The organism is Azospirillum sp. TSH20 (assembly GCF_003115935.1).
Taxonomy (GTDB): domain Bacteria; phylum Pseudomonadota; class Alphaproteobacteria; order Azospirillales; family Azospirillaceae; genus Azospirillum.
In genome coordinates, this window is sequence record NZ_LGQU01000045.1 from 25,516 (window position 1) to 47,943 (window position 22,428).

Annotated in this window: 15 protein-coding genes; 6 read left to right on the plus strand and 9 right to left on the minus strand. The window is 69.0% G+C overall.

Annotated elements, in window-relative coordinates; genetic code table 11:
* Window positions 1–7: 7 nt before the first annotated feature.
* The 4 genes from TSH20_RS12890 to TSH20_RS12910 all read right to left on the minus strand — a co-directional run bounded on the left by TSH20_RS12890 (window position 8) and on the right by TSH20_RS12910 (window position 5,348).
* On the minus strand, window positions 8–1,615 hold the full coding sequence (locus TSH20_RS12890) for a carboxyl transferase domain-containing protein (protein WP_109075124.1): 1,608 nt from the start codon (window positions 1,613–1,615) through the stop codon (window positions 8–10).
* 42 nt (window positions 1,616–1,657) lie between these two features.
* Window positions 1,658–2,791: an acyl-CoA dehydrogenase gene (locus TSH20_RS12895; protein WP_109075125.1), complete on the minus strand. Its 1,134-nt coding sequence runs from the start codon at window positions 2,789–2,791 to the stop codon at window positions 1,658–1,660.
* Window positions 2,792–2,950: 159 nt separating this feature from the next.
* A complete protein-coding gene (locus tag TSH20_RS12905) occupies window positions 2,951–4,132 on the minus strand; it encodes an acetyl-CoA C-acyltransferase (protein ID WP_109075126.1) in 1,182 nt (393 codons plus the stop codon).
* A gap of 43 nt (window positions 4,133–4,175) precedes the next feature.
* On the minus strand, window positions 4,176–5,348 hold the full coding sequence (locus TSH20_RS12910) for an isovaleryl-CoA dehydrogenase (RefSeq protein ID WP_109075127.1): 1,173 nt from the start codon (window positions 5,346–5,348) through the stop codon (window positions 4,176–4,178).
* Window positions 5,349–5,648: 300 nt separating this feature from the next.
* Between TSH20_RS12910 and TSH20_RS12915 the strand changes: the two genes are divergently transcribed.
* Complete coding sequence (locus TSH20_RS12915) at window positions 5,649–6,656, plus strand: bile acid:sodium symporter family protein (RefSeq protein ID WP_109075128.1); 1,008 nt, start codon at window positions 5,649–5,651, stop codon at window positions 6,654–6,656.
* A gap of 170 nt (window positions 6,657–6,826) precedes the next feature.
* Here TSH20_RS12915 and TSH20_RS12925 read toward each other — a convergent pair whose 3' ends face one another.
* Both TSH20_RS12925 and TSH20_RS12930 read right to left on the minus strand, forming a co-directional pair.
* On the minus strand, window positions 6,827–8,215 hold the full coding sequence (locus tag TSH20_RS12925) for a hypothetical protein (RefSeq protein WP_247874469.1): 1,389 nt from the start codon (window positions 8,213–8,215) through the stop codon (window positions 6,827–6,829).
* 26 nt (window positions 8,216–8,241) lie between these two features.
* Window positions 8,242–9,348 (minus strand): hypothetical protein, encoded by a 1,107-nt coding sequence (locus TSH20_RS12930; protein WP_109075130.1) that lies wholly within the window; start codon window positions 9,346–9,348, stop codon window positions 8,242–8,244.
* Between the two features lie 436 nt (window positions 9,349–9,784).
* On the opposite strand from TSH20_RS12930, the gene TSH20_RS12935 reads away from it, so the two are divergent.
* Window positions 9,785–10,189: a 6,7-dimethyl-8-ribityllumazine synthase gene (locus tag TSH20_RS12935; RefSeq protein WP_085084143.1), complete on the plus strand. Its 405-nt coding sequence runs from the start codon at window positions 9,785–9,787 to the stop codon at window positions 10,187–10,189.
* 254 nt (window positions 10,190–10,443) lie between these two features.
* Here TSH20_RS12935 and TSH20_RS12945 read toward each other — a convergent pair whose 3' ends face one another.
* Together TSH20_RS12945 and TSH20_RS12950 are read right to left on the minus strand one after the other, a co-directional pair.
* Window positions 10,444–12,915: a PAS domain-containing protein gene (locus TSH20_RS12945; RefSeq protein ID WP_247871573.1), complete on the minus strand. Its 2,472-nt coding sequence runs from the start codon at window positions 12,913–12,915 to the stop codon at window positions 10,444–10,446.
* 120 nt (window positions 12,916–13,035) lie between these two features.
* Window positions 13,036–13,941 carry a LysR family transcriptional regulator gene (locus tag TSH20_RS12950; protein ID WP_109075132.1) on the minus strand — a complete coding sequence of 302 codons (906 nt, stop codon included), beginning with the start codon at window positions 13,939–13,941 and terminating at the stop codon, window positions 13,036–13,038.
* A 75-nt stretch (window positions 13,942–14,016) separates the two neighbouring features.
* Here TSH20_RS12950 and TSH20_RS12955 point away from each other — a divergent pair, with 75 nt between their 5' ends.
* Together TSH20_RS12955 and TSH20_RS12960 are read left to right on the plus strand one after the other, a co-directional pair.
* Window positions 14,017–15,270 carry an MFS transporter gene (locus TSH20_RS12955; RefSeq protein WP_109075133.1) on the plus strand — a complete coding sequence of 418 codons (1,254 nt, stop codon included), beginning with the start codon at window positions 14,017–14,019 and terminating at the stop codon, window positions 15,268–15,270.
* Between the two features lie 6 nt (window positions 15,271–15,276).
* A complete protein-coding gene (locus tag TSH20_RS12960) occupies window positions 15,277–15,807 on the plus strand; it encodes a GNAT family N-acetyltransferase (RefSeq protein WP_109075134.1) in 531 nt (176 codons plus the stop codon).
* A gap of 5 nt (window positions 15,808–15,812) precedes the next feature.
* On the opposite strand, the gene TSH20_RS12965 is transcribed toward TSH20_RS12960, so the two are convergent.
* Window positions 15,813–16,067 carry a hypothetical protein gene (locus tag TSH20_RS12965; RefSeq protein ID WP_109075135.1) on the minus strand — a complete coding sequence of 85 codons (255 nt, stop codon included), beginning with the start codon at window positions 16,065–16,067 and terminating at the stop codon, window positions 15,813–15,815.
* A 144-nt stretch (window positions 16,068–16,211) separates the two neighbouring features.
* Between TSH20_RS12965 and TSH20_RS12970 the strand changes: the two genes are divergently transcribed.
* Both TSH20_RS12970 and TSH20_RS12975 read left to right on the plus strand, forming a co-directional pair.
* Window positions 16,212–17,141, plus strand: coding sequence for a LysR family transcriptional regulator (locus TSH20_RS12970; protein ID WP_109075136.1), 930 nt, complete (start codon window positions 16,212–16,214; stop codon window positions 17,139–17,141).
* A gap of 347 nt (window positions 17,142–17,488) precedes the next feature.
* A complete protein-coding gene (locus tag TSH20_RS12975) occupies window positions 17,489–22,303 on the plus strand; it encodes an NAD-glutamate dehydrogenase (protein WP_109075137.1) in 4,815 nt (1,604 codons plus the stop codon).
* Window positions 22,304–22,428 lie beyond the last annotated feature (125 nt).

The window sequence follows — 22,428 nt, forward strand, 5'->3', positions numbered from 1 at the left end:
TCTCTCCTCACATCCGGAAGACGCCGAAGGGCGTCTTCGGCACCGGGGCGTTCAGCGAGGCCGACAGGCCGAGGCCCAGCACCATGCGGGTGTCGGCCGGGTCGATGATGCCGTCGTCCCACAGCCGGGCGCTGGCGTAATAGGCATGGCTCTCGCGCTCGAACTGGGCGCGGATCGGCGCCTTCAGCGCCTCCTCGTCCTCGGCCGACCACGGCTTGCCCTGGGCTTCCATCGCGTCGCGCTTGACCTGGGCCAGCACGCCGGCCGCCTGCTCGCCGCCCATGACCGAGATGCGGGCGTTCGGCCACATCCACATGAAGCGCGGGCTGTAGGCGCGGCCGCACATGCCGTAATTGCCGGCGCCATAGCTGCCGCCGATGATGACGGTGAATTTCGGCACCTTGGCGCAGGCGACCGCGGTGACCAGCTTGGCGCCGTCCTTGGCGATGCCGCCGGCCTCGTACTTGCGGCCCACCATGAAGCCGGTGATGTTCTGCAGGAACACCAGCGGAATGCGGCGCTGGCAGCACAGCTCGACGAAATGGGCGCCCTTCAGCGCGGACTCGCTGAACAGGATGCCGTTGTTGGCGATGATGCCGACGGGATAGCCGAAGATGTGGGCAAAGCCGGTGACCAGCGTCGTGCCGTAGAGCGGCTTGAACTCGTCGAAGCGCGAGCCGTCGACCACCCGCGCGATCACCTCGCGCACGTCGAAGGGCTTGCGGGCGTCGCTGGGGATGACGCCGTAGAGTTCCCGCGGGTCGAAGGCAGGTTCCTCCGGCTCGCGCAGATCCAGGTCGATGTGCTTGGCGCGGTTCAGGTTCGACACCACGCGACGCGCCATCGCCAGGGCATGGGCGTCGTTCATCGCGTAATGGTCGGTGACGCCGGAGGTACGGGAATGGACGTCGGCACCGCCCAGATCCTCGGCCGACACCACCTCGCCGGTCGCGGCCTTCACCAGCGGCGGGCCGCCCAGGAAGATGGTGCCCTGGTTGCGGACGATGATCGCCTCGTCCGACATCGCCGGGACATAGGCGCCGCCGGCGGTGCAGCTTCCCATCACCACGGCGATCTGCGGGATGCCCTCGGCCGACATGTTAGCCTGGTTGTAGAAGATGCGGCCGAAATGGTCGCGGTCGGGGAAGACCTCGTCCTGGTTCGGCAGGTTGGCGCCGCCCGAATCCACCAGATAGATGCAGGGCAGATTGTTCTGCTGGGCGATCTCCTGCGCGCGCAGGTGCTTCTTGACCGTCAGCGGGTAGTAAGTACCGCCCTTCACCGTCGCGTCGTTGGCGACGATCATGCACTCCTGCCCGGCGACGCTGCCGATGCCGGCGATGATGCCGGCCGACGGAATGTCGTCGGCATAGACGCCGTCGGCGGCCAGCTGCGACAGCTCCAGAAACGGCGAGCCGACGTCGAGCAGCTGGCGGATGCGCTCGCGCGGCAGCAGCTTGCCGCGGGCGAGGTGTTTTTCGCGGGCCTTTGCGCCGCCGCCCTGCTGGATGGCGGCGACCTTCCGGCGCAGATCGTCGACCAGCGCCTGCATGGCGTCGGTGTTGGCCTGGAACTCGGCGGAGCGCGCGTTCAGGGCGCTCTTCAGGACGGTCATGCCGTCTTCCTCCCGGTTTGGCGGTCTTGATTGCGGACTGTGTTACTGAACAAGCGCGCGGCTGATGACGAGCCGCTGGATGTCGCTGGTGCCCTCGTAGATTTGGCAGACCCGGACGTCGCGATAGATGCGCTCCACCGGGAAATCATTCAGGTAGCCATAGCCGCCATGGATCTGGATGGCGTCGGAACACACCTTCTCCGCGATTTCCGAGGCGAACAGCTTGGCCATCGCCGCCTCCTTCATGCAGGGCACCCCGGCGTCGCGCAAGCTGGCCGCATGCAGCACCATCTGGCGTGCCGCCTCCACCCGGGTCGCCATGTCGGCGAGACGGAAGGCGATGGCCTGGTGCTGGATGATCGGCACGCCCATGCTCTGGCGTTCCTGGGCGTAGCGGATGGCGTGGTCGAGCGCCGCGCGCGCCATGCCGACCGACTGCGAGGCGATGCCGATGCGCCCGCCTTCCAAATTCGCCAGCGCCACCTTGTAGCCGGCGCCTTCGGCCCCGAGCATCAGGTCGGCGGGAACCCGGCACTCCTCGAAGACGATCTGGCAGGTGTCGGAGCAGTGCTGGCCCAGCTTCTCCTCCGTCCGCGCCACCTGATAGCCCGGCGTGTCGGTCGGGACGATGAAGGCGCTGAGGCCCTTCTTGCCCGCCGCCGGATCGGTTACCGCGAAGACGATGGCGACATCGGCCTGCGAGCCCGAGGTGATGAACTGCTTGGTGCCGTTCAGCACCCAATGATCACCGTCGCGCCGGGCGCGGGTCTTGATCGCCGAGGCGTCGGATCCGGCCTGCGGTTCGGTCAGGCAGAAGGCGCCCAGCATCTCGCCGCGCGCCATCGGCTTGAGGAAGCGGTCCTTCTGGGCGTCGCTGCCGAACTTCAGGATCGGCATGCAGCCGACCGAGTTGTGCACGCTCATGATGGTGGAGACCGCTCCGTCACCGGCGGCGATCTCCTCGATGGCGAGCGCGTAGGCGACATGGTCGGTGGCAGCACCGCCATACTCCTCCGGCACCAGCATGCCCATCAGGCCGAGTTCGCCCATCTCGGCCAGTTCGGCCTTGGGGAAAGCGCCGCTGCGGTCACGCTCGGCGGCGGTCGGCACGAGCCGGTCCTGCGCGAAGGCGCGGGCCATGTCGCGGACCATGGTCTGTTCTTCGGTCAGGTGCATCGGGCGTTTCCTCGGGCGATGGTTTTTGTTGGTGGCGCTAGACCCCCACCCTAACCCTCCCCCGCTGGGCGGGGGAGGGGACCAGTGCTTGGGCGGGAGAGTAGCGGCAGTCCCTCCCCCGCCCAGCGGGGGAGGTTAGGTGGGGGTCTAACGCCCCCCTTACACCCGCTCCACCGCGATCGCCGTCGCCTCACCGCCACCAATGCAAAGCGACGCCACACCGCGCTTCAGGTCATACTTCTCCAGCGCCGCCAGCAGCGTCACCAGGATCCGCGCGCCCGACGCGCCGATCGGATGCCCGAGCGCGCAGGCGCCGCCATGGACGTTCACCTTGTCGTGCGGCAGGTCGAGATCGCGCATCGCCGCCATGGTCACCACGGCGAACGCCTCGTTGATCTCGAACAGGTCGACGTCGCGGGCCGACCAGCCCACCTTCTCGAACAGCTTCTGCATCGCGCCGACCGGAGCCGTCGTGAACAGCGCCGGCTGCTGGGCGTGGTTGGAGTGGCCCTTGATCTCGGCGATCACGCGCAGGCCGCGCTTGTCCGCCTCGCTGCGGGTGGTGACGATCAGCGCCGCGCCGCCGTCCGAAATCGACGAGGCATTCGCCGCCGTCACCGTGCCGTCCTTGGCGAAGGCCGGCTTCAGGGTCGGGATCTTCTTCGGATCGCCCTTGCCCGGCTGCTCGTCGGTGTCGACCAGCGTGTCGCCCTTGCGGCCCTTGACCAGGACCGGCGCGATCTCCGCCTTGAAGGAGCCGTCCTCCACCGCCTTGCGGGCGCGGTTCAGGCTTTCGATGGCGTAGTTGTCCTGCGCCTCGCGGGTGAAGTTGTAGCTGCTGGCGCATTCCTCGGCGAAGGTGCCCATCAGGCGGCCCTTCTCGTAGGCGTCCTCCAGACCGTCGAAGAACATGTGGTCCAGCACCTTGCCGTGACCCATGCGGTAGCCGGCGCGGGCGCGGTCCAGCAGGTAGGGGGCGTTCGACATGCTCTCCATGCCGCCGGCCACCACCACCTTGGCCGAACCGGCCTTGATGACGTCATGGGCGAACATCACCGCCCGCATGCCCGAGCCGCAGACCTTGGAGATGGTGGTGCAGCCCACCCCCTTCGGCAGCCCGGCGCCCAGCGCCGCCTGGCGCGCCGGCGCCTGGCCCAGACCGGCCGACAGCACGTTGCCCATGAACACCTCGTCCACCGCGTCTCCGGCCAAGCCGGCGCGTTCCAGCGCCGCCTGGATGGCAGTGGCGCCCAGCTGCGGGCCGGTCAGGCCCATGAGGTCGCCCTGGAAGCCGCCCATCGGCGTGCGGACGGCGGCGGCGATGACGATGCTGTCGGTCATAGTGGTCTGTCCCTTTCCCTCGATGCCTTGTTGCCGAACCGCTTTACGCGGTCTCTTTGAACAGTTCGCGCCCGATCAGCATGCGGCGGATCTCGCTGGTGCCGGCGCCGATCTCATAGAGCTTGGCGTCACGCAGCAGGCGGCCGGTCGGGTACTCATTGATGTAGCCGTTGCCCCCCAGCGTTTGAATGGCCTCCAGCGCCATCCAGGTCGCCTTTTCGGCGGAGAACAGGATGGCGGCGGCGGCGTCCTTGCGGGTGGTCTCGCCGCGGTCGCAGGCCTTGCAGACGGCGTACACATAGGCCTTGGCGGCGTTCATGATCGTGTACATGTCGGCGATCTTGCCCTGCATCAGCTGGAACTCGCCGATCGACTGGCCGAACTGCTTGCGGTCGTGGACATAGGGAATCACCACGTCCATGCAGGCCTGCATGATGCCGAGCGGGCCGCCGGACAGCACCGCGCGCTCGTAATCCAGCCCCGACATCAGCACGTTCACGCCGCGGCCGACGCCGCCCAGGATGTTCTCCTCCGGCACCTCGCAATCCTCGAACACCAGCTCGCCGGTGTTGGAGCCGCGCATGCCCAGCTTGTCCAGCTTCTGCGCCACCGAAAAGCCCTTGAAGCCCTTCTCCACCAGGAAGGCGGTGATGCCGCGCGGGCCGGCGTTGATGTCGGTCTTGGCGTAGATCACCAGCGTGTCGGCGTCGGGGCCGTTGGTGATCCACATCTTGGTGCCGTTCAGGACGTAGCGGTCGCCCTTCTTCTCGGCCCGCAGCTTCATCGACACCACGTCGGACCCGGCGTTCGGCTCCGACATCGCCAGCGCGCCGATATGCTCGCCGGAAATCAGCTTGGGCAGATAGCGGCGCTTCTGCTCCTCGTTGCCGTTCTTGCGGATCTGGTTGACGCAGAGGTTCGAATGGGCGCCGTAGCTGAGGCCGACGGAGGCCGAGGCGCGCGACACCTCCTCCATCGCCACGACATGCTCCAGATAGCCCATGCCGGCGCCGCCATACTCCTCCTCGACCGTCACGCCGAGGATGCCGAGGTCGCCCATCTTGCGCCACAGCTCGTTCGGGAACTCGTTGCTGTGGTCGATCTCGGCGGCGCGGGGGGCGATCTCGTTGGCGGCGAAGCTCCGCACCGAATCGCGCAGCATGTCGGCCGACTCGCCGAGGTCGAAATTCAGGCTGGGGTACTGGTTGGACAGCATGGACGTATCGCTCCCCTGGGAAATCATCCGTTCTTTGACCATACGTTACCGTATGGCAAGGCCGGTGGCAAGGGGGTAGCTGAGACGGCCGAAAACCTATTGAGCTTCAAGAGATTGGCCCCACCGCGCCTCCGCCGGAGATTTCCGCATCGTGGAAAGAGCCGGGGGTACGCCGATTTTCCCCAATCTTTTCAAGGCTGCCATGCATGTTGAATACTGTATTCCAGAACGGAGAAGGCCGTTATAAGAGAAGCCAAGGCGTTATGTCCGGCCAGTGATAACGATTTGGGGGACCAACCAATGATTCGCGTGCCTCGCCCGAACATGGACGGCTTCACCATGGCGCTGGTGGCGACCGTCGGTCTGGCGACCGTGCTGCCGGTGCATGGGCAACTCGCCCAGGGCGTGCACTGGCTGGCGGAGGCGGCGATCGCGCTGCTGTTCTTCTTGCACGGCGCCCGCCTGCCGCGGGAAGAGGTGGTGGCGGGCATGGCGCATTGGCGCCTGCATCTGCTGATCTTCAGCCTGACCTTCGTCGCCTTCCCGCTGATCGGCTGGGCGGTGGTGGAAACGCTGCCGCACAGCCTGTTGCCGCCGGCCCTGGCGATCGGGGTGCAGTTCCTTTGCCTGCTGCCCTCCACCGTCCAGTCCTCCATCGCCTTCACCTCGATGGCGCGTGGCAATGTGGCGGCGGCGGTGTGCAGTTCCACCCTGTCCAACATCTCCGGCATCCTGATGACGCCGCTGCTGGTGGCGCTGTTCCTGAAGGTGCAGGGCACGGCGTTGTCGCTCGACACGCTGCAGACCATCGCGGCGCAGCTTCTGCTGCCCTTCGTCGCCGGCCAGCTTCTGCGGCGCTGGGTCGGCGCCTGGGCGGCGCGGCACAAGACGATGCTGCGCTTCACCGACCGCGGCTCGATCCTGCTGGTCGTCTATCTCGCTTTCAGCGAGGCGGTGGTGAACGGCCTGTGGCATCAGGTGCCGCCGGCCGCGCTGGGCGTGGTGGTGCTGATCGACGGTGCCATCCTGGCGGTGTTCCTGATCGGCACGACGCTGCTCAGCCGCCGCCTGGGCTTCTCCCGCGCCGACGAGGCGGTGATCGTCTTCTGCGGCTCGAAGAAGTCGCTGGTCAGCGGCGTGCCGATGGCCGGCGTCCTGTTCGCCCCGGCCACCGCCGGTCTGGTGCTGCTGCCGGTGATGGTGTTCCACCAGATCCAGCTGATGGTCGGCGCCATCCTGGCCCGCCGCTACGCCGATGAGAGCGCGGCCAAGGACGCAGCGAGAGACGCCCTTCCGGCGGCGTCGTGAGTATAAGCCCTCTCCCGCCCCGGGAGAGGGAGGGGACCCGCCGAAGGCGGGGAGGGTGAGGGGGAAAGCAAGAATCCCTAACCGCATGGTTCCTTGGAACACCCCTCACCCTTCCCAAGCTCCGCTTGGGCCCCTTCCCTCTCCCGGGGCGGGAGAGGGAGCTTCACCCCCTACTCCTCCGCGAACTCTCCCGTCGCGGCCATGATGGCGGTGCGGAGCTGGTCGGCCTTGGCGGGGCCGGCGACCAGCTCCAGCAGGCGCAGGGCGTAGAACAGGCTGATCTCCGCCGTTTCCGCATCGTCCGGGTTGCCGGCCGCCTTGGGATACTGCGCCAGCAGGGCATGCGCCTTCGCCATCAGCCCCTTTTCCATCGACGCCATCGCCGTCTTCAGCGGCTCGTGCAGGCCGAGCGCATCGGCCAGCCCCTCGCAGCGGCGCAGCGCGCGGGCATGGTCCTCGGCCGCCGCCTGGGCGTCCTCGTCCACCGCGGCGGGGCGGCCGTTCTCCGCCGGGGCCGCGACGGCGGTCAGGATACCGCCGGACGCGGTGTCGAGCACGGTTCCGGCCACCATCGTCCGCACCGCCGTCTTCACCGCCTCCAGCCGCTCGCGATAGACCGGCTCGGCCAGGAAATCCATGACGGCGGAGGTGGTGTTGACGCTGGCGACCAGCCGCTCGGCGATGGCGATGGCCTCCTCCGGCGCGATGGCCGCGGCGGCCCCGCCCGGTCCGGCGCTGTAGCCGTTGCCGTCGAGCCGGGCCGACCGTTCCTCCAGATTGGTGACCACCAGCCCGCTCAGCTGGGCGAAGATCACCGGCTGCTCGCGCCGCGCCTTGCCGAAATCCAGATCGTTCAGCACCGTCAACAGGTCGGCCGGGTTGGCCATGCGCGAGGCGGCGACCAGCAGCAGGTAATAGACCAGCCCGGTCGATTGCCGCGCCACCGCCTGGACCGCCTGCTCGATGGCGCCGGCATGCTCGTCCCCCAGCGCCGGCAGCGGCTTCGGCGCCAGCGCGTCCTTCAGCGATTCCACCGTCAGCCCGATCTCCAGGAAGGCGGCGACGTCAAGCACCTGCCGCTGCAATTCCTCGTCGCCATGCAGCACGCGCCACAGCGCATGCCGGGCGCCGTCCTGCTCCACCGCCCCCCGAATGGCCTGGGCGGCCATCGGCCACAGCCGGCGTCCGATGTTGCGCAACGCGTTGAGATTGCCGGGCGCCGTCTCCTGCACCTGGCGGTCGAGCTGGTCGATCAGTGCGGCGTCGCCGCACTCCGTCACCAGCGTCCACACCGGGTCGATCACCCGCCGCTCGATGCGGCCCAGCGGCACGTCGACGCCGCTGAAGCTTTCCAGCACATCCTCGAACGGCATGCACAGCACGCGCTTCAGCGTCGGGCGGCGCTCGGGGCGGACCTGGACCAGCCGCGGGCGGATGGCGGCGAAGGTCTGGCGCACGTCGGGATGGTCACGCACCCGCTCCAGCAGGCGGACGACCTCGATGAACTTGTCCTCGGGGATGTCGAACAGCTTGGTCTCCAGCCCCGGCAGGCGGTCCACCCGCCCCTTTTTCTCCGCCCCTCCCGTCATGGCACGCGCGCCTTCACCGCCTCGATCCGGCGGATGGCGTCGATGTCCATCTGGCCGGTGCGCCAGTCCTCCAGCATGCGGACGGAGCGGCGATGGGCCAGCTTGACCTGCTTGGCATCCTCGACGAAGTCGCGGCTCGTCTCCTTGCGCGGCAGCAGCGGCAGGATGCGGAACAGGTCGTTGACGGTCGCCGCCTGCTGGTGGTGGTCCTCGGCCTGCGCCACCTCCCATGCCCCGGTGATGTGGCTCCAGCCGTCGAGCAGCCACGCCATGCGGCCGGCCTGGGCGCGCACGCGCAGGATCTCGATGTCCCAGTCACGCATCAGCGGCCCGATGGCCTCCACCCGCCGGTGGAAGTCGCCCAGAACCTTGTCGCCGATGGCGATGGTGTGCTGCGCCACCTCGGCGCAGAACTCCGCCACCGGGGCGGCGTCGCTCGGCACGTCGCGCGCCCATTCGGTCATGCTGTCGCGGAAGCTCTTCAGGTCGTTCAGCCCGCGCGTCAGCCGGCCGGGCCTGGGCGAGTGCGCAAGCCCCACCGGGGCGGCGACCGCCGCGATGTCGGCCAGCCGGGCATAGAGCAGCGTGGCGTCCATGCGCAGGCTTTCCGCCGCGCGGGTCATCAGCTGCCGGGTCAGCCGCTGCCCCTCGTCGGTGTCGATGCCGGCCTTCAGCATCTCCGGCGATTCCAGACCCACCGCCTTCAGGATCGCCAGGATCAGCAGGTAGTGGGTCAGCGTGCTCTGCTCCTCGTCCTCCTCCAGGGCGCGGCGGGCGGCCTGCGCCGCCTGCGGCCCGGCAAGCCCGCGCCGCGCCGCCTTCAGCGTCGCCCGGCGGATCTCGTGCGGGGAGCAGGCGTCCTCCTTCACGATCAGGTCGTGCAGATAGCGGTCGTGCATGGTCATCGACACCATGTCCGGCACCGCCTTCCAGGCGACGACATAGATGCCCATACCCTGCGACAGGCTGGGGATCAGCACCTCAAGCTTCGACCGCTCGCCACGGCGCACACGGGTCTGGGACAGCAGCGGCGTGGTGAAGGCCACCGCGGCCCCCCGCTCCTCGAAGGTCGACGGCGCGTATTCGATCGCACCTTTCAACATGATTGCCGTTCCGGATTCGCCTGGTCGTTCTCTTGGGCTGACGACGCCCCTGCCGGCTCCCCCGCCTCCAGGTCCGTCGCAACCGCAACGCCCTCATCATTACATGGTCGTAAGAAAAGCGGCGGCGACCAATTTGTGCTGAATTGTAGCGCAGTGCGACGGCCTGTCGCACTCGGCAACAGTTCGCACAAGGAGACCGACCCTGTCCATCAGGGTTTTTCCTTGGATCCGCCTCTGCGACAGTTTGAACCTCGCCGCAATGCGGCGGGAATTACCCGCGCAACTTTATGAAGCCGGCGGGAAATCTCCGTACCGATCAGGCCTCCATCGGCACCGTGCGACTGCTCCGGCGCTTTGCGCGGACGGCCCTTGCGCTTTGCGCGACGACGCGACAGTTTGGGCGAAGGTTACACCGCGAATATGGGAGAAGCAGAGGGTGAGCAACATCGGCATCGTGCTCGGACGGTTCCACCGCAAAGAGGTGGAAGAGATGCTGGACGAGGCGCGCACCGTCGCCGCCCGCCGCGGCCTCGGCATCGTCGCGGAGGTCTGGGTTCCCGGCTCGATGGAAAAGCCGCTGGCGATCAAGCGCCTGCTGATGCGCGACGACGTCGCCGGCGCCGTGGCGCTGGGCATCATCGAGCGGGGCGAGACCGAGCACGGCAACGTGATGGGCCATGCCGTCATCTCCAGCCTGATCGACCTGCAGCTCCAGTTCATGAAGCCGGTCGGCGTTGGCATCCTCGGGCCGGGCATCAACCCGTCGCAGATCCCGCCGCGCATCCGCCCCTACGCTGCCGCCGCGGTGGACGCCTGCGCCGACCTGATCGAGCAGGGCTGACGCACGCACGCTCCGCCGCTGCGGCATGCGCAGATCTCAGCGTCACATAAGACGTTGGAATAAAGCAATTTTGTCGGTCGTCATTCCCGCGAAGGCGGGAATCCAGCCACATCCGCCGCTGAACTGCGGAGTTTCCTGGATCCCCGCCTTCGCGGGGATGACGGGAAGTTCCTTTCATTCCAGAGGTCTGGCAATGATTGGAAATGTGTGCATGCCGTAGCGCTTCGCCGGGGGGACGGACGGCCGCCGAACCGTCACGTCCCCCCAAGCAGCTCGCCCAGCGCGTGGCTCAACTGGCGCGGGGTCACCGGCTTGTGGATGATGCCCAGCCCATGGGCGGCGGCGTCGCGTTCGCAGTCGGGGCCGGTCTCGCCGGTCAGGATCAGGCCGGGGATAGGGGGCTTGCCGGGATCGCCATACAGCGCGCGGATGCGGGCGACCGCGTCGGTCCCGAACTGCCCTTCGCGCAGGCGGTAGTCGGCGACGATCAGGTCGGGGCGCCGGCCCATCCGGCTCAACCCCTCCACCGCCTTCTGGGCGGAGCCGGCAACCAGCACCTCGTACCCCCATTCGCGGAAGATCGTCTCCAGCCCCAGCAGCACGATGGCGTCGTCGTCGACCACCACGGCGAAGCGCCCGCGCCCGGTCGTCGCCGCTTCCGCCGCGGTCACCGGCGCCTCGATGCTGCGGCCGAGCGGCAGGGCGATGACGAAGCTGGTCCCCTGCCCCGGCGTGGACTGGACATCCACCGGATGGTTCAGCAGCTGCGACAGCCGCCGCACGATGGCAAGCCCCAGCCCCAGGCCGCGGTTGCGGTCGCGCTCCGGGTTGCCGACCTGGTGGAACTCCTCCCAGATGCGCTCCAGATGGTCGGGCGGGATGCCGATGCCGGTGTCGCGCACCTCGATCAGCAGCCGCCCGCCGGCCCGGCGGCATTCGATGTCGATCCGCCCGCTCTCGGTATAGCGCAGGGCGTTCTCCACCAGATTGCGCACCATGCGGGTCAGCAGCGTGCGGTCGGTGCGGGCGGCGGCGCTGCAGGAGGAGACATGCAGCTCCAACCCCTTCGCCGCCGCCACCGGCCGGTACGATGCGGCGATGTGCTCGAACAGCGGGGCGACCGGCACGGTCTCGATGTTCGGCTGGACCACGCCGGCATCAAGCCGCGACATGTCGAGCAGGCTGTCCAGCAGTTCCTTCAGCGCGTCCAGCCCGCGTCCCAGATGCATCAGCGCATTGGTGCCCTGGCTGCCCTGCACATAGGGCTTCAGCACGTCGACGAACAGCAGCAGCGCCTGCAGCGGCTGGCGCAGGTCGTGGCTGGCCGCGGCCAGGAACTTGCCCTTGGCGAGGTCGGCCGCCTCCGCCGACTCCTTCGCTTGCAACAGCGCCTGCTGCGCCTGCCGCCGGGCGGTGATGTCGCGGAAATAGACGGACAGCCCGTCGGCGTTGGGATAGATGCTGACCTCCACCCAGTCGCCCAGCACGGGGGACATCACCTCGATGGTCATCTCCCGCCCTTCGCGCACCGCCTGCTTCTGCGCCTCCAGCGACTCGCTGCCCAGCGCATTGGGGAAGGCTTCCCAGAGGCAGCGGCCCAGCAGGGTGTCGCGTGACCGGCCCCAGAGCTGTTCGGCCTTGCGGTTGATGTAGGTGAACCGCCAGTCGTGATCGACGGCATAGAAGGCGTCGCTGATGCTCTCCAGGATCTTCACCGCCCGCTCGTGCGAGGCGCGGGCCTCCTCCTCCGCCCGCTTGCGCATTGTGATGTCGCGGAAGAAGCAGCCCACCCCTTCCGCCGTCGGCAGGTAGCGGATTTCCAGCCACAGGGTGGTGCCTTCGCCGTCGAAGCGCTTTTCGATGCTGGTCGGCTGACGCTCCGTCATCGTCTTGCGGCACAGCGCCTCCAGATCCGATCCGGCGATCTGTGGCCATACCTCCCACAGGCGGCGGCCGCGCATCGCCGACAGCGACTGGTGGTCGAGCTGTTCGGCGCGGCGGTTCTGGTAGATGACGCGATAGTCGCAGTCCAGCGCCACCAGCGCCTCGTCGATGCTGTCCAGGATGTCGGTGGCGCGCCGGCGCGCGTCGGCGATGGCCTCCTCCATCCGCCGCTCGTCGGAGCGGTCATGCAGGATCCACAGGAACCCCTCCTCGTCGCCCTGGAGCGGCAGGATGGTCAGCGCCCCCCAGACAGCAGCGCCGTCGCGACGACGGAAGGCGCGCTCCTCCTGGACGCGGCCCTCGGCCAGCGCACGCACCCGCAGCGCGTCGGGCACGCCCGCGGCGACCTCTTCCGGCGGAAACAGGATGTCGACCGGCTGTCCCCGCGCCTCCTCCTCCGTCCAGCCCAGGATGCGGACGGCGCCGGGATTCCAGCTGGTCACCCGGCCGGCCGGCGACAGGGTCAGGATGGCGTGGCCGGTGGCGCTGTCCAGGATGGCGCGCAGCCGCCTTTCGCTGTCGGCATGGGCGGCGCGGCTGCGCTCCAGCGCGGTGAAGGCGGTGCGCAGATCCTCGTTCAGCGCGGTGACCGTCAGCAGATCGTCGCAGCCGGTGCAGGCGGTGGACAGCGCGATCTGCAGCCGGGCATTCTCGCGCTCCAGCTCCGCCAGCCGCGCCAGCAGTTGTGCGTCCGGCCCGGAGGTCGATTGGGCATGCCCGCCCCACCGGCCTTCCATTCGGTTGCCGGCGGACTCGTCCGGGACAGACTGCTGCTTGGTCATAGGCGCCCAAGAAAAACGAAAGTCTCAGACGGCGAGAGTGCGCACTGGCTAAAGCCTCTGTAAACCTTCCAAAAGCAATATTCCTCCTGATCGTAAATGTGCGAAATTTTATCGATGTTGTTACCGCATATCGGTGATTGCCTTCACCATCGCCCGTACGCCCGCATCGAGTACTTTGTCACGCCGCAACACCAACCCTAACTTGCGGATCAAGGGTGGTGTCAGAGGCTGAACTGCGAAGCGGTCGCAATCCTGCGGACTTTCGACGGTGACCGACGGCAGGATCGACCGGCCCAGCCCGGCGGCGACGAGGTTCTTGATCGCCTCCACATTGCCCAGTTCCATCGCCGGGCGCGGCTGGATGCCGCCGGCCATGAACCAGCCGTCGATCACCGCGCGCATGGTCCCGCCGCGCTCGTACAGGATCAGCGTCTGGTCGGCCAGCGCCGCCGGGGCGACCGCCGGCGCCGGCGCCGGAGACCGGGCGCCGTCGTCGGGGCCACCTCTGGGGCCGACACAGACCAGCTCCTCGGCACAGACCGGTTCGATGGACAGGCCGGGACGGCCGGCCGGCAGGGTGACCAGCGCCAGATCGAGCGAGCCGCCCTCCACCGCGTCCAGGATGTCCGGCGTGTTGCCGGTGACGACGATGATCTCCAGCCCCGGATGGGCGCTGCGCAGCGCCGTCAGGATCGGCGGCAGGCGGTAGATGCAGGCGGTGGCGCCGGTGCCGATGCGCACGCGCCCGACCTGCCCGGCGCGGTGACGGCCCATGGCGACCGCCGCCGCCTCCATCTCCTCGCGCAGCCGGCGGATGAAGGGCAGCAGGTCACGCCCGGCCGCGGTCGGCAAGGCCCGCTTGCCCACCCGCTCCACCAGCCGCACGCCGAAGCGCTCCTCCAGATTGCGGATCTGCATGCTGACCGCCGGCTGGGTCAGGCCGAGACGCCCGGCCGCCTCGGTGAAGCCGCCATGCTCGACGACGGTGGCGAAGGTGATGAGCTGGTCGAGATTCAGGCCACGCATACCTGCAGTCTTCCTTATGGTTCCGATCAAATCAATAAATTTGCCTTTTTATCCGCCCTCCGCGACGGTGTGGTCATGACGACCGCCGCCATCCCCGCTCCTGCCGACCACCCAGCCCCTCGGCAAACCTGGCTCGTGCTGCTGTGCGCCAGCCGCTTCGCCACCTCGCTGTCCTTCATGGTCTATGCCGGCGCGCTCGGGCCGGCGATGCAGGCCTGGGGCATGTCGGCGGGGGAAGCCGGGTCGATCCAGACCGCCTTCAACGTCGGCTATGCGCTGTCGCTGGTCGGCTCCTCCTGGTTCGCCGACAGTCTGGGCGCCAAGCGCGTCTTCCTGTGGGCCAGTTGGGCGACGGCGCTGACCGGCCTCGCCTTCGCCTTCTTCGCCCGCTCGGCGGAAAGCGGGCTGCTGCTGTTCGCGCTGGTCGGGCTGACCCAGGGCGGCACCTATGCCCCCTCCATCATGCTGGTGGCGCAGGGCGTGCCGGCGGCGCGGCGCGGCGCGGCGGTGGGCTGGCTGCTGGCGGCGGGGTCGCTCGGCTATTTCGGCTCCATCGCGCTCGCCGCCGGCCTGTCGGAGCGGTTCGGCTACGAAGCGGCCTTCATCGCCTGCGGGCTGGGGCCGCTGTTGGCGGCGCTGCTCGGCACGCCGGGACTGCGCGGCCGGGCCAATCTGGTGGCCGGCGGCGGAGCGCGGCGGCTGCGCGGCGCCTTCCGCTTCCTGGCCGACCGCCGCTCCCTCCTGCTGACCGTGGGCTACACCACCCATTGCTGGGAGCTGCTGGGCATGTGGGCGTGGCTGCCCGCCTTCCTGACCGCCAGCCTCGCCGGTTCCGGCGGCGCCGGGGTGCGCGGGCTGTGGATCGCCGCGGCCATCCACATCTCGGGTTTCCTGTCCTCGCTGCTGATGGGCCGCGCGTCCGACCGGCTGGGCCGCCGGCTGGTGCTGGTGGCGATGGGCGTGCTGGGCGCGGCCTGTTCCTTCACCATCGGCTGGATGGACGGGATGCCGCTGGCGCTCGTGCTGGCGGTGGCGGCGCTTTACGGCTTTTCCGCGCTGGGCGATTCGCCGGTGCTGTCGACGGCGATGACGGAATCGGTCGAGCCGGGCAGCCTGGGGGCGGCGCTCGCCGTGCGCTCCATCCTCGGCTTCGGCGCCGGCGGTGCGGCGCCGCTGGCGGTCGGTCTGGTGCTCGACCATGCCGGCGGCACGGCAGAAGCCATGGGCGGTTCCGGCTGGGGCTGGGGTTTCGCGCTTCTCGGCGTCGGCGGCGGGTTGGCGACCGTCTGCGCCCTTCTTCTTCCTGCCGACCGTCCTCAACGGAGCTGAGTCATCATGCCTGCCATCACGGTGCGGGCGTCCGCCGACGCCGACATTCCCGCCATCACGACGCTCTACGCCCACCATGTCCTGTACGGCACCGCCTCCTTCGAAGAGGTCCCGCCGGACGAGGCGGAGATGGCCCGCCGCCGCGCCGACATCCTGGCCCGCGGCCTGCCCTATCTGGTGGCGGAGTGCGAGGGGCGGCTGGCCGGCTACGCCTATGCCGGGCCGTACCGCACGCGCAGCGCCTACCGCTTCACGCTGGAGAACTCGGTCTATGTCGCCGACGGCATGGGCCGGCGCGGCATCGGCCGGGCGCTGATGATCCCGCTGCTGGAGATGTGCGAGGCGGCGGGCTACCGCCAGATGATCGCGGCGATCGGCGACAGCGCCAACCACGGCTCGATCGGCCTGCACAGCGCCTGCGGCTTCCGTCCCGTCGGCATCCTGCCGGCGGTGGGCTTCAAGTTCGGCCGCTGGCTCGACGGCGTGCTGATGGAACGCCCGCTGGGCGAGGGAAGCGACAGCTTGCCGACCGGCTGACCCGCTCAGTCCGCCCCCAGAAGCTCATCCCGCCGCGGGCTGGGCGCCGTCGCCATCGGCACCGTCCGCGGCAGTTCCACGCTGGGCAGCCGCCACTCCACCGGCGGCGCCGAACCCGGCGTCGGCCGATGCCGGTCCAGCACGGCCAGCAGCGTCAGCAGCGCCAGCGCCAGCGCCACCACCAGCAGCCAGCGGTCCACCCCGGCCAGAAAGCCGCTTCCGTCGTCGGGACCGGTGTTGCCGCGATCCGGCAGGGCCATGCTCAGTCCTCCCCTCGTCGTTCCACCTCTTCATCTGGGACAAGCTTGATCGATGCGGCGGATCGTCACAATGTGGCTTTGCCGCAGCCTGCCTTCGGCCGAGGCGAAGGCAGGCTGCGGCCCTTGGGGCATATGAGAATCGCCATGCGCTTCGACCTGACCGACCTGCGGCTGTTCCTGCATATCGTGGAGACCGGCAGCATCACCGCCGGGGCGGAGCGCAGCGCCATCGCGCTCGCGTCGGCCAGCGCGCGGGTGCGGGGGATGGAGGACGCGCTGGGCGTCCCGTTGCTGGACCGCTTCCGCCGCGGCGTCCGCCCCACCCCGGCCGGCCGCGCGGTGGTCCACCATGCCCGCCTCGTCCTGCACCAGTTGGAACGGATGCGCGGCGAGCTGGCGGAATACGCCAAGGGTTTGAAGGGCCATGTCCGGCTGCTGTCCAACACCGCGGCGATCAACGAATTTCTGCCCGACGCGCTCGCCGGCTTCCTCGCCGACAATCCCAGCATCGACATAGACCTGGAGGAACGGCCGAGCCACGCCATCGTCGAGGCGGTGGCCGCCGGGCTGGCGGACCTGGGCGTGGTCGCCGACATGGTCGACCTCGGCGGGCTGGAGACCCGGCCCTTCCGCAGCGACCGGCTGGTCGCCGTCCTGCCGCTGTCCCACCGGCTGGCGGACCGCGACCGGATCGCCTTCGCCGAGCTGCTGGACGAGCCTTTCGTCGGCCTCAGCGCCGGCAGCGCCTTGCAGGAGTATCTGAACAGCCACGCCACCCGCGCCGGGCGCAGCCTGTCCTACCGCGTGCGGGTTCGCGGACCGGTGGCGCTGTGCCGGCTGGTCGAACGCGGCGTCGGGGTCGGCATCGTGCCGGAAACGGCGGCGCTGCGGGCGCTCGACAGCGGCGGCCTGCGGGTCATGCCGCTGAGCGACCCGTGGGCGCCCCGTCTGCTGGTGCTGTGCGCCCGCAATTTTGCTGATCTTTCCGCCCATGCCCGCCGGCTCGTCGATAGCTTGTCGGAAAGCGCCCCGGCGGCGTTCGGAAATGTCATTCGGTCAGCGACACTGACCTGATTTTCGGGCCATTTCGCTGACTTCCCGTCGATTTGTCGGCGAAAGGGCGATCCCGCCGAATCGAGTCGGCATTCCCTCGCCTGAACCACCCCTCCGGCCACCGTCGGATGTGGCGGATCGGCGCTGTGCGCCTTTGCCACGGTATCGCTCGTGCCGGGGATGTGAACGCGCTATGGATAAATTTGGCGGACATGTCACTGGATTGTCCGAATCTTTGGAGAAATACCCCCAAAGGGGTGCGAATCGCCGCTTGGTCAGAAATCCTGCCGTTTATTTGCCGTCGAAATGTTGTTTGTGGGGTGGTACTACCAATCCAAAGAAAACCCCGAGAGGAGACATCCACCATCATGCGTACGGCGACGAAGGACTTGGCAGGCGACTTGCGGCAGCAACTGGCCGAACTGGTGCGCAGCCGGGTTCCGAACGCGCGGGCGGAGCGCTTCGTGAAGCGCTTCTATGCCAACGTGCCCCCCGACGACCTGCTGCGCGGTACGCCGGAACAGCTTTACGGCGCCGCTCTCGCCATGTGGCAGTGGGGCCAGCAGCGTGTGCCCGGCGTGCCCAAGGTGCGGGTCTACGCCCCGCGGCTGGACGAGCATGGCTGGCAGACCGAACGCTCGGTGGTGGAGATCGTCAACGACGACATGCCCTTCCTGGTCGATTCCGTCACGGCGGAGCTGAACCGGCAGGGCGTCACCGTCCACCTCATCATCCATCCCGTCACCCGCGTCGTCCGCGATGCCGAGGGCCGCATCGTCGAGCTTCTCGAACCGGGTGAAGAGAAGGACGGCGCCCGCGACGAATCCTTCATGCACTGCTCGATCGACCCGCTGTCGGACCCGGCCGCCCAGGCCCGCCTGCGCGAGGGGATCGAGCGGGTGCTGGCCGACGTCCGCGCGGCGGTGGAGGACTGGACGCCGATGCGCGAGCGCGTGCGCAGCGCCCGCACCGACATCGCCAACGCCCCCGACGCCGAGGAATCGAAGGAGGCCGCCGACTTCCTGAGCTGGGTCGACGACGGTAACATGACCCTGCTGGGCAGCCGCCTCTACATCGCCACCATCGGCGAGGAGGGGCAGGAGCCCTGGCTGGAGCTGGTGGACGGCAGCGGGCTGGGCGTGCTGCGCAACCCCGAGATCACCGTGTTCGACGAGCATGGCCACGCCGCCGTGCTGCCGGAGGAAATCCGCGCCTTCCTGCGCCAGCCGCGCGCGCTCCTGGTGACCAAGGGCACCCGGCACGCCACCGTGCACCGCTCGGTCCCGCTGGACGCCATTCTGGTCAAGCGCTTCGACGACCAGGGCAAGGTGGTCGGCGTCACGCTGGCGGTCGGCCTGTTCACCTCCGTCGCCTACAACCGCAGCCCGCGCGAGATCCCGTTCCTGCGCCGCAAGGTCGCCCGCGTCATGGGCCGCGCCGGCTTCGACCCGGCCGGCCATGACGGCAAGGCGCTGCTGAACATCCTGGAAACCTACCCGCGCGACGAGCTGTTCCAGACCCCGTCGGACGAGCTGTTCGAAACGGCGGTCGGCATCCTGCACCTGCAGGAACGCCAGCGGCTCGCCCTGTTCGTCCGCCGCGACCCGTTCGAACGTTTCGTCTCCGCCCTGGTCTTCGTGCCGCGCGACCGCTACGACACCGCGCTGCGCCGCAAGATCCAGTCGGTGCTGGAAACCGCCTTCCACGGCACCTGCGCCTCCTACTTCACCCAGCTGTCGGACAGCGCGCTCGCCCGCCTGCACCTGATGGTGAAGACGGAGCCGGGCAAGATTCCCGCCGTCGACATCAGCGAGATCGAATCCCGGCTGGTCCAGGTCTCCCGCAGCTGGGCCGACCGGCTGCGCGACGCCCTGGTCGAGGCGCAGGGCGAGGAGACCGGCAACGCCCGGCTGCGCCGCTACGCCGACGCCTTCCCGGCGGGCTACCGCGAGACCTTCACCGCGGAAACCGCCGTCCACGACATCGACCGCATCGAACGCGCGCTCTCCGAACAGCGCCTCGGCATCGTGCTGTTCCACCCGCTGGAGGCCGACGGCGACGAGCTGCACGTCAAGATCTACCACCAGGGCCGGCCGGTGCCGCTGTCCGACGTGCTGCCGATGCTGGAGCACATGGACCTGAAGGTCATCACCGAGCAGCCCTACGAGGTCCGCCCCGCCGGCGGCGCCCCGTCGGTGTGGATCCACGACTTCGCCGCCCGCACCCAGACCGGCCAGCCGGTGGACTGCGTCAAGGTCAAGCAGACCTTCCAGGAGGCCTTCGCCGACGTCTGGGACGGCCGGATGGAGGATGACGGCTTCAACCGTCTGGTCCTGCGCGCCGGGCTGGCCGGGCGCGAGGTCACGGTGCTGCGCGCCTATGCCAAGTACCTGAAGCAAGCCCGCTTTGCCTACGCCCAGGACACCATCGAGGCGACGCTGTCGGCCCATCCGCAGACCGCGCGGCTGCTGGCCCGGCTTTTCGCCGCCCGCTTCGACCCGAAGAACCTCGCGGACGAAACCCCGATCCTGGAGCAGATCGAGGATGCGCTGGACGCCGTCACCAACCTGGACGACGACCGCATCCTGCGCCGCTTCGTCAACCTGATCCGCGCCACGCTGCGCACCAACGCCTATCAGGCCGCCCCGGACGGCACGCCGAAGCCGCATCTGTCCTTCAAGCTGGACAGCGGCTCGATCGAGGAGCTGCCGCTGCCGCGTCCGTGGGTGGAGGTCTTCGTCTACAGCCCGCGCATGGAAGGCGTCCATCTGCGCGGCGGCAAGGTCGCCCGCGGCGGCATCCGCTGGTCCGACCGGCGCGAGGATTTCCGCACCGAGATCCTCGGCCTGATGAAGGCGCAGATGGTGAAGAACACCGTCATCGTGCCCGTAGGCTCCAAGGGCGGTTTCGTCGTGAAGCGGCCCCCCGCCCCCAGCGCCGGCCGTGAAGCCGCTCTGGCCGAAGGCATCGAGTGCTACAAGACGCTGATGCGCGGCCTGCTGGACGTCACCGACAATCTGGCCGCCGACGGCTCGGTGGTGCCGCCGAAGGACGTGGTGCGCCACGACGCCGACGATCCCTATCTGGTGGTCGCCGCCGACAAGGGCACGGCCACCTTCTCCGACATCGCCAACGGCGTGTCGGTCGATCACGGCTTCTGGCTGGGCGACGCCTTCGCCTCGGGCGGCTCGGCCGGTTACGACCACAAGGTGATGGGCATCACCGCCCGCGGCGCCTGGGAATCGGTGAAGCGCCATTTCCGCGAGATGGGCACCGACATCCAGACCACCGACTTCACCGTGGTCGGCGTCGGCGACATGTCGGGCGACGTGTTCGGCAACGGCATGCTGCTGTCGAAGCACATCCGCCTGTTGGCCGCCTTCGACCACCGCCACATCTTCCTCGATCCCGATCCCGACCCCGCGATCAGCTGGGAGGAGCGCAACCGGCTGTTCGCCCTGCCCCGCTCCTCCTGGGCCGATTACGACCGCTCCAAGCTGTCGCAGGGCGCCATGATCGTGGAGCGCAGCGCCAAGACGGTGGAGCTGACGGCGGAGGTCCGCGCCCGCTTCGGCATCGAACCGGCCCACCTGTCGCCGGTGGAACTGATGCGCCGCCTGCTGACGGCGGAGGTCGACCTGCTGTGGTTCGGCGGCATCGGCACCTACATCAAGGCGTCGACCGAGACGAACGCCGAGGCCGGCGACAAGGCCAACGACGCGCTGCGCGTCGATGGCGGCCAGATCCGCGCCAAGGTGGTCGGCGAGGGCGCCAACCTGGGCGTCACCCAGCGCGGCCGCATCGAAGCCGCCCAAAAGGGCATCAAGCTGAACACCGACGCCATCGACAATTCCGCCGGCGTCGACACCTCCGACCATGAGGTGAACATCAAGATCCTGCTGGGCGATGTCATGGCGCGGGGCGACATGACGCTGAAGCAGCGTGACACCCTGCTGGCCGCCATGACCGACGAGGTGGCGGGGCTGGTGCTGGCCGACAACTACCGCCAGACCCAGGCACTGACCATCGCCGAGGCGCAAGGGCCGGCCCTGCTGGAGGCGCAGTCGCGCTTCATCCGCAACCTGGAGCGCAGCGGACGCCTCAACCGCGCCATCGAGTATCTGCCGACCGACGAGGAACTGGCCCAGCGCATGGCCGAACGGCGCGGCCTGACCCGGCCGGAACTGGCGGTGCTGCTGGCCTACGCCAAGATCACGCTCTATGACGAGCTGCTGGCGTCGGAGCTGCCGGACGATCCGGCGACGGTCGAGGATCTGCTGCGCTACTTCCCGCAGCCGCTGCGCGACGGCCAGCGCGAGGCGATCTTCCGCCACCGCCTGCGCCGCGAGATCGTGGCGTCGGCGGTCACCAACAGCCTGGTCAACCGCGTCGGCGCCACCTTCGTCCGCGACATGGTGGAAAAGACCGGCCTCGGCCCGGCGGACGTCGCCCGCGCCTATGCCATCGCCCGCGACGTGTTCCAGCTGCGCCCGCTGTGGGACGCCATCGACGCGCTCGACAACGTCGTGCCGGCGGCGCTGCAGACGGCGCTGATGCTGGAGACCGTCCATCTGCTCGACCGCACGGTGGCGTGGTTCCTGGCCCACAGCCCGCACCCGCTGGATCTGGGCCGCGAATCCGCCGCCTTCCGTCCGGGGGTGGAGGCTTTGGCCGCCGGTCTGGACCGCTTCCTCGACGAGGAGGAATCCTCCCGCCTCGCCACCCGCATCGCCGACGCCATCGCCCAGGGCGTTCCGGAGGATCTGGCCCGCCGGATCGCCGCCTTGCCGGTTCTGGCCGCCGCCCCGGATCTGGTGCGCATCGCCGAGCGCACCGGCCGCGCGGTGGAAGGCGTCGCCTCGGTCTATTTCGGGCTGGGCCGCCGCTTCGGCCTGGAATGGCTGCGCGACCGCGCCGCCGGCGCCAAGGTCGACAACCACTGGCAGCGTCAGGCGGTCGCCGCCATCGTCGACGACCTGTTCGCCCACCAGAGCGCGCTGACCGTGCGCGTGCTGGAAAGCGAGGGCGACGAGTCCGCCGCGGTGGACGCCTGGATCGCCAGCCGCAATCTGGTGGTCGATCGCGTCGAGCAGCTTCTGGCCGAACTGCGCGCCCAGCCGGCGGTCGATCTCGCCATGCTGGCCGTCGCCAACCGGCAGCTGCGCGGCCTGATTGCCGGGTAATCGGGGGGTAACGGTGTCACAGGGATAGGAGACCCTCGGTTCGGACGGCCCGGCTGCACTGTCCTGCGCAGCCGGGCTTCCGGAACGCCGGTGCCTTTTCAGGCACGTTCAGGCACCGGCTTTCA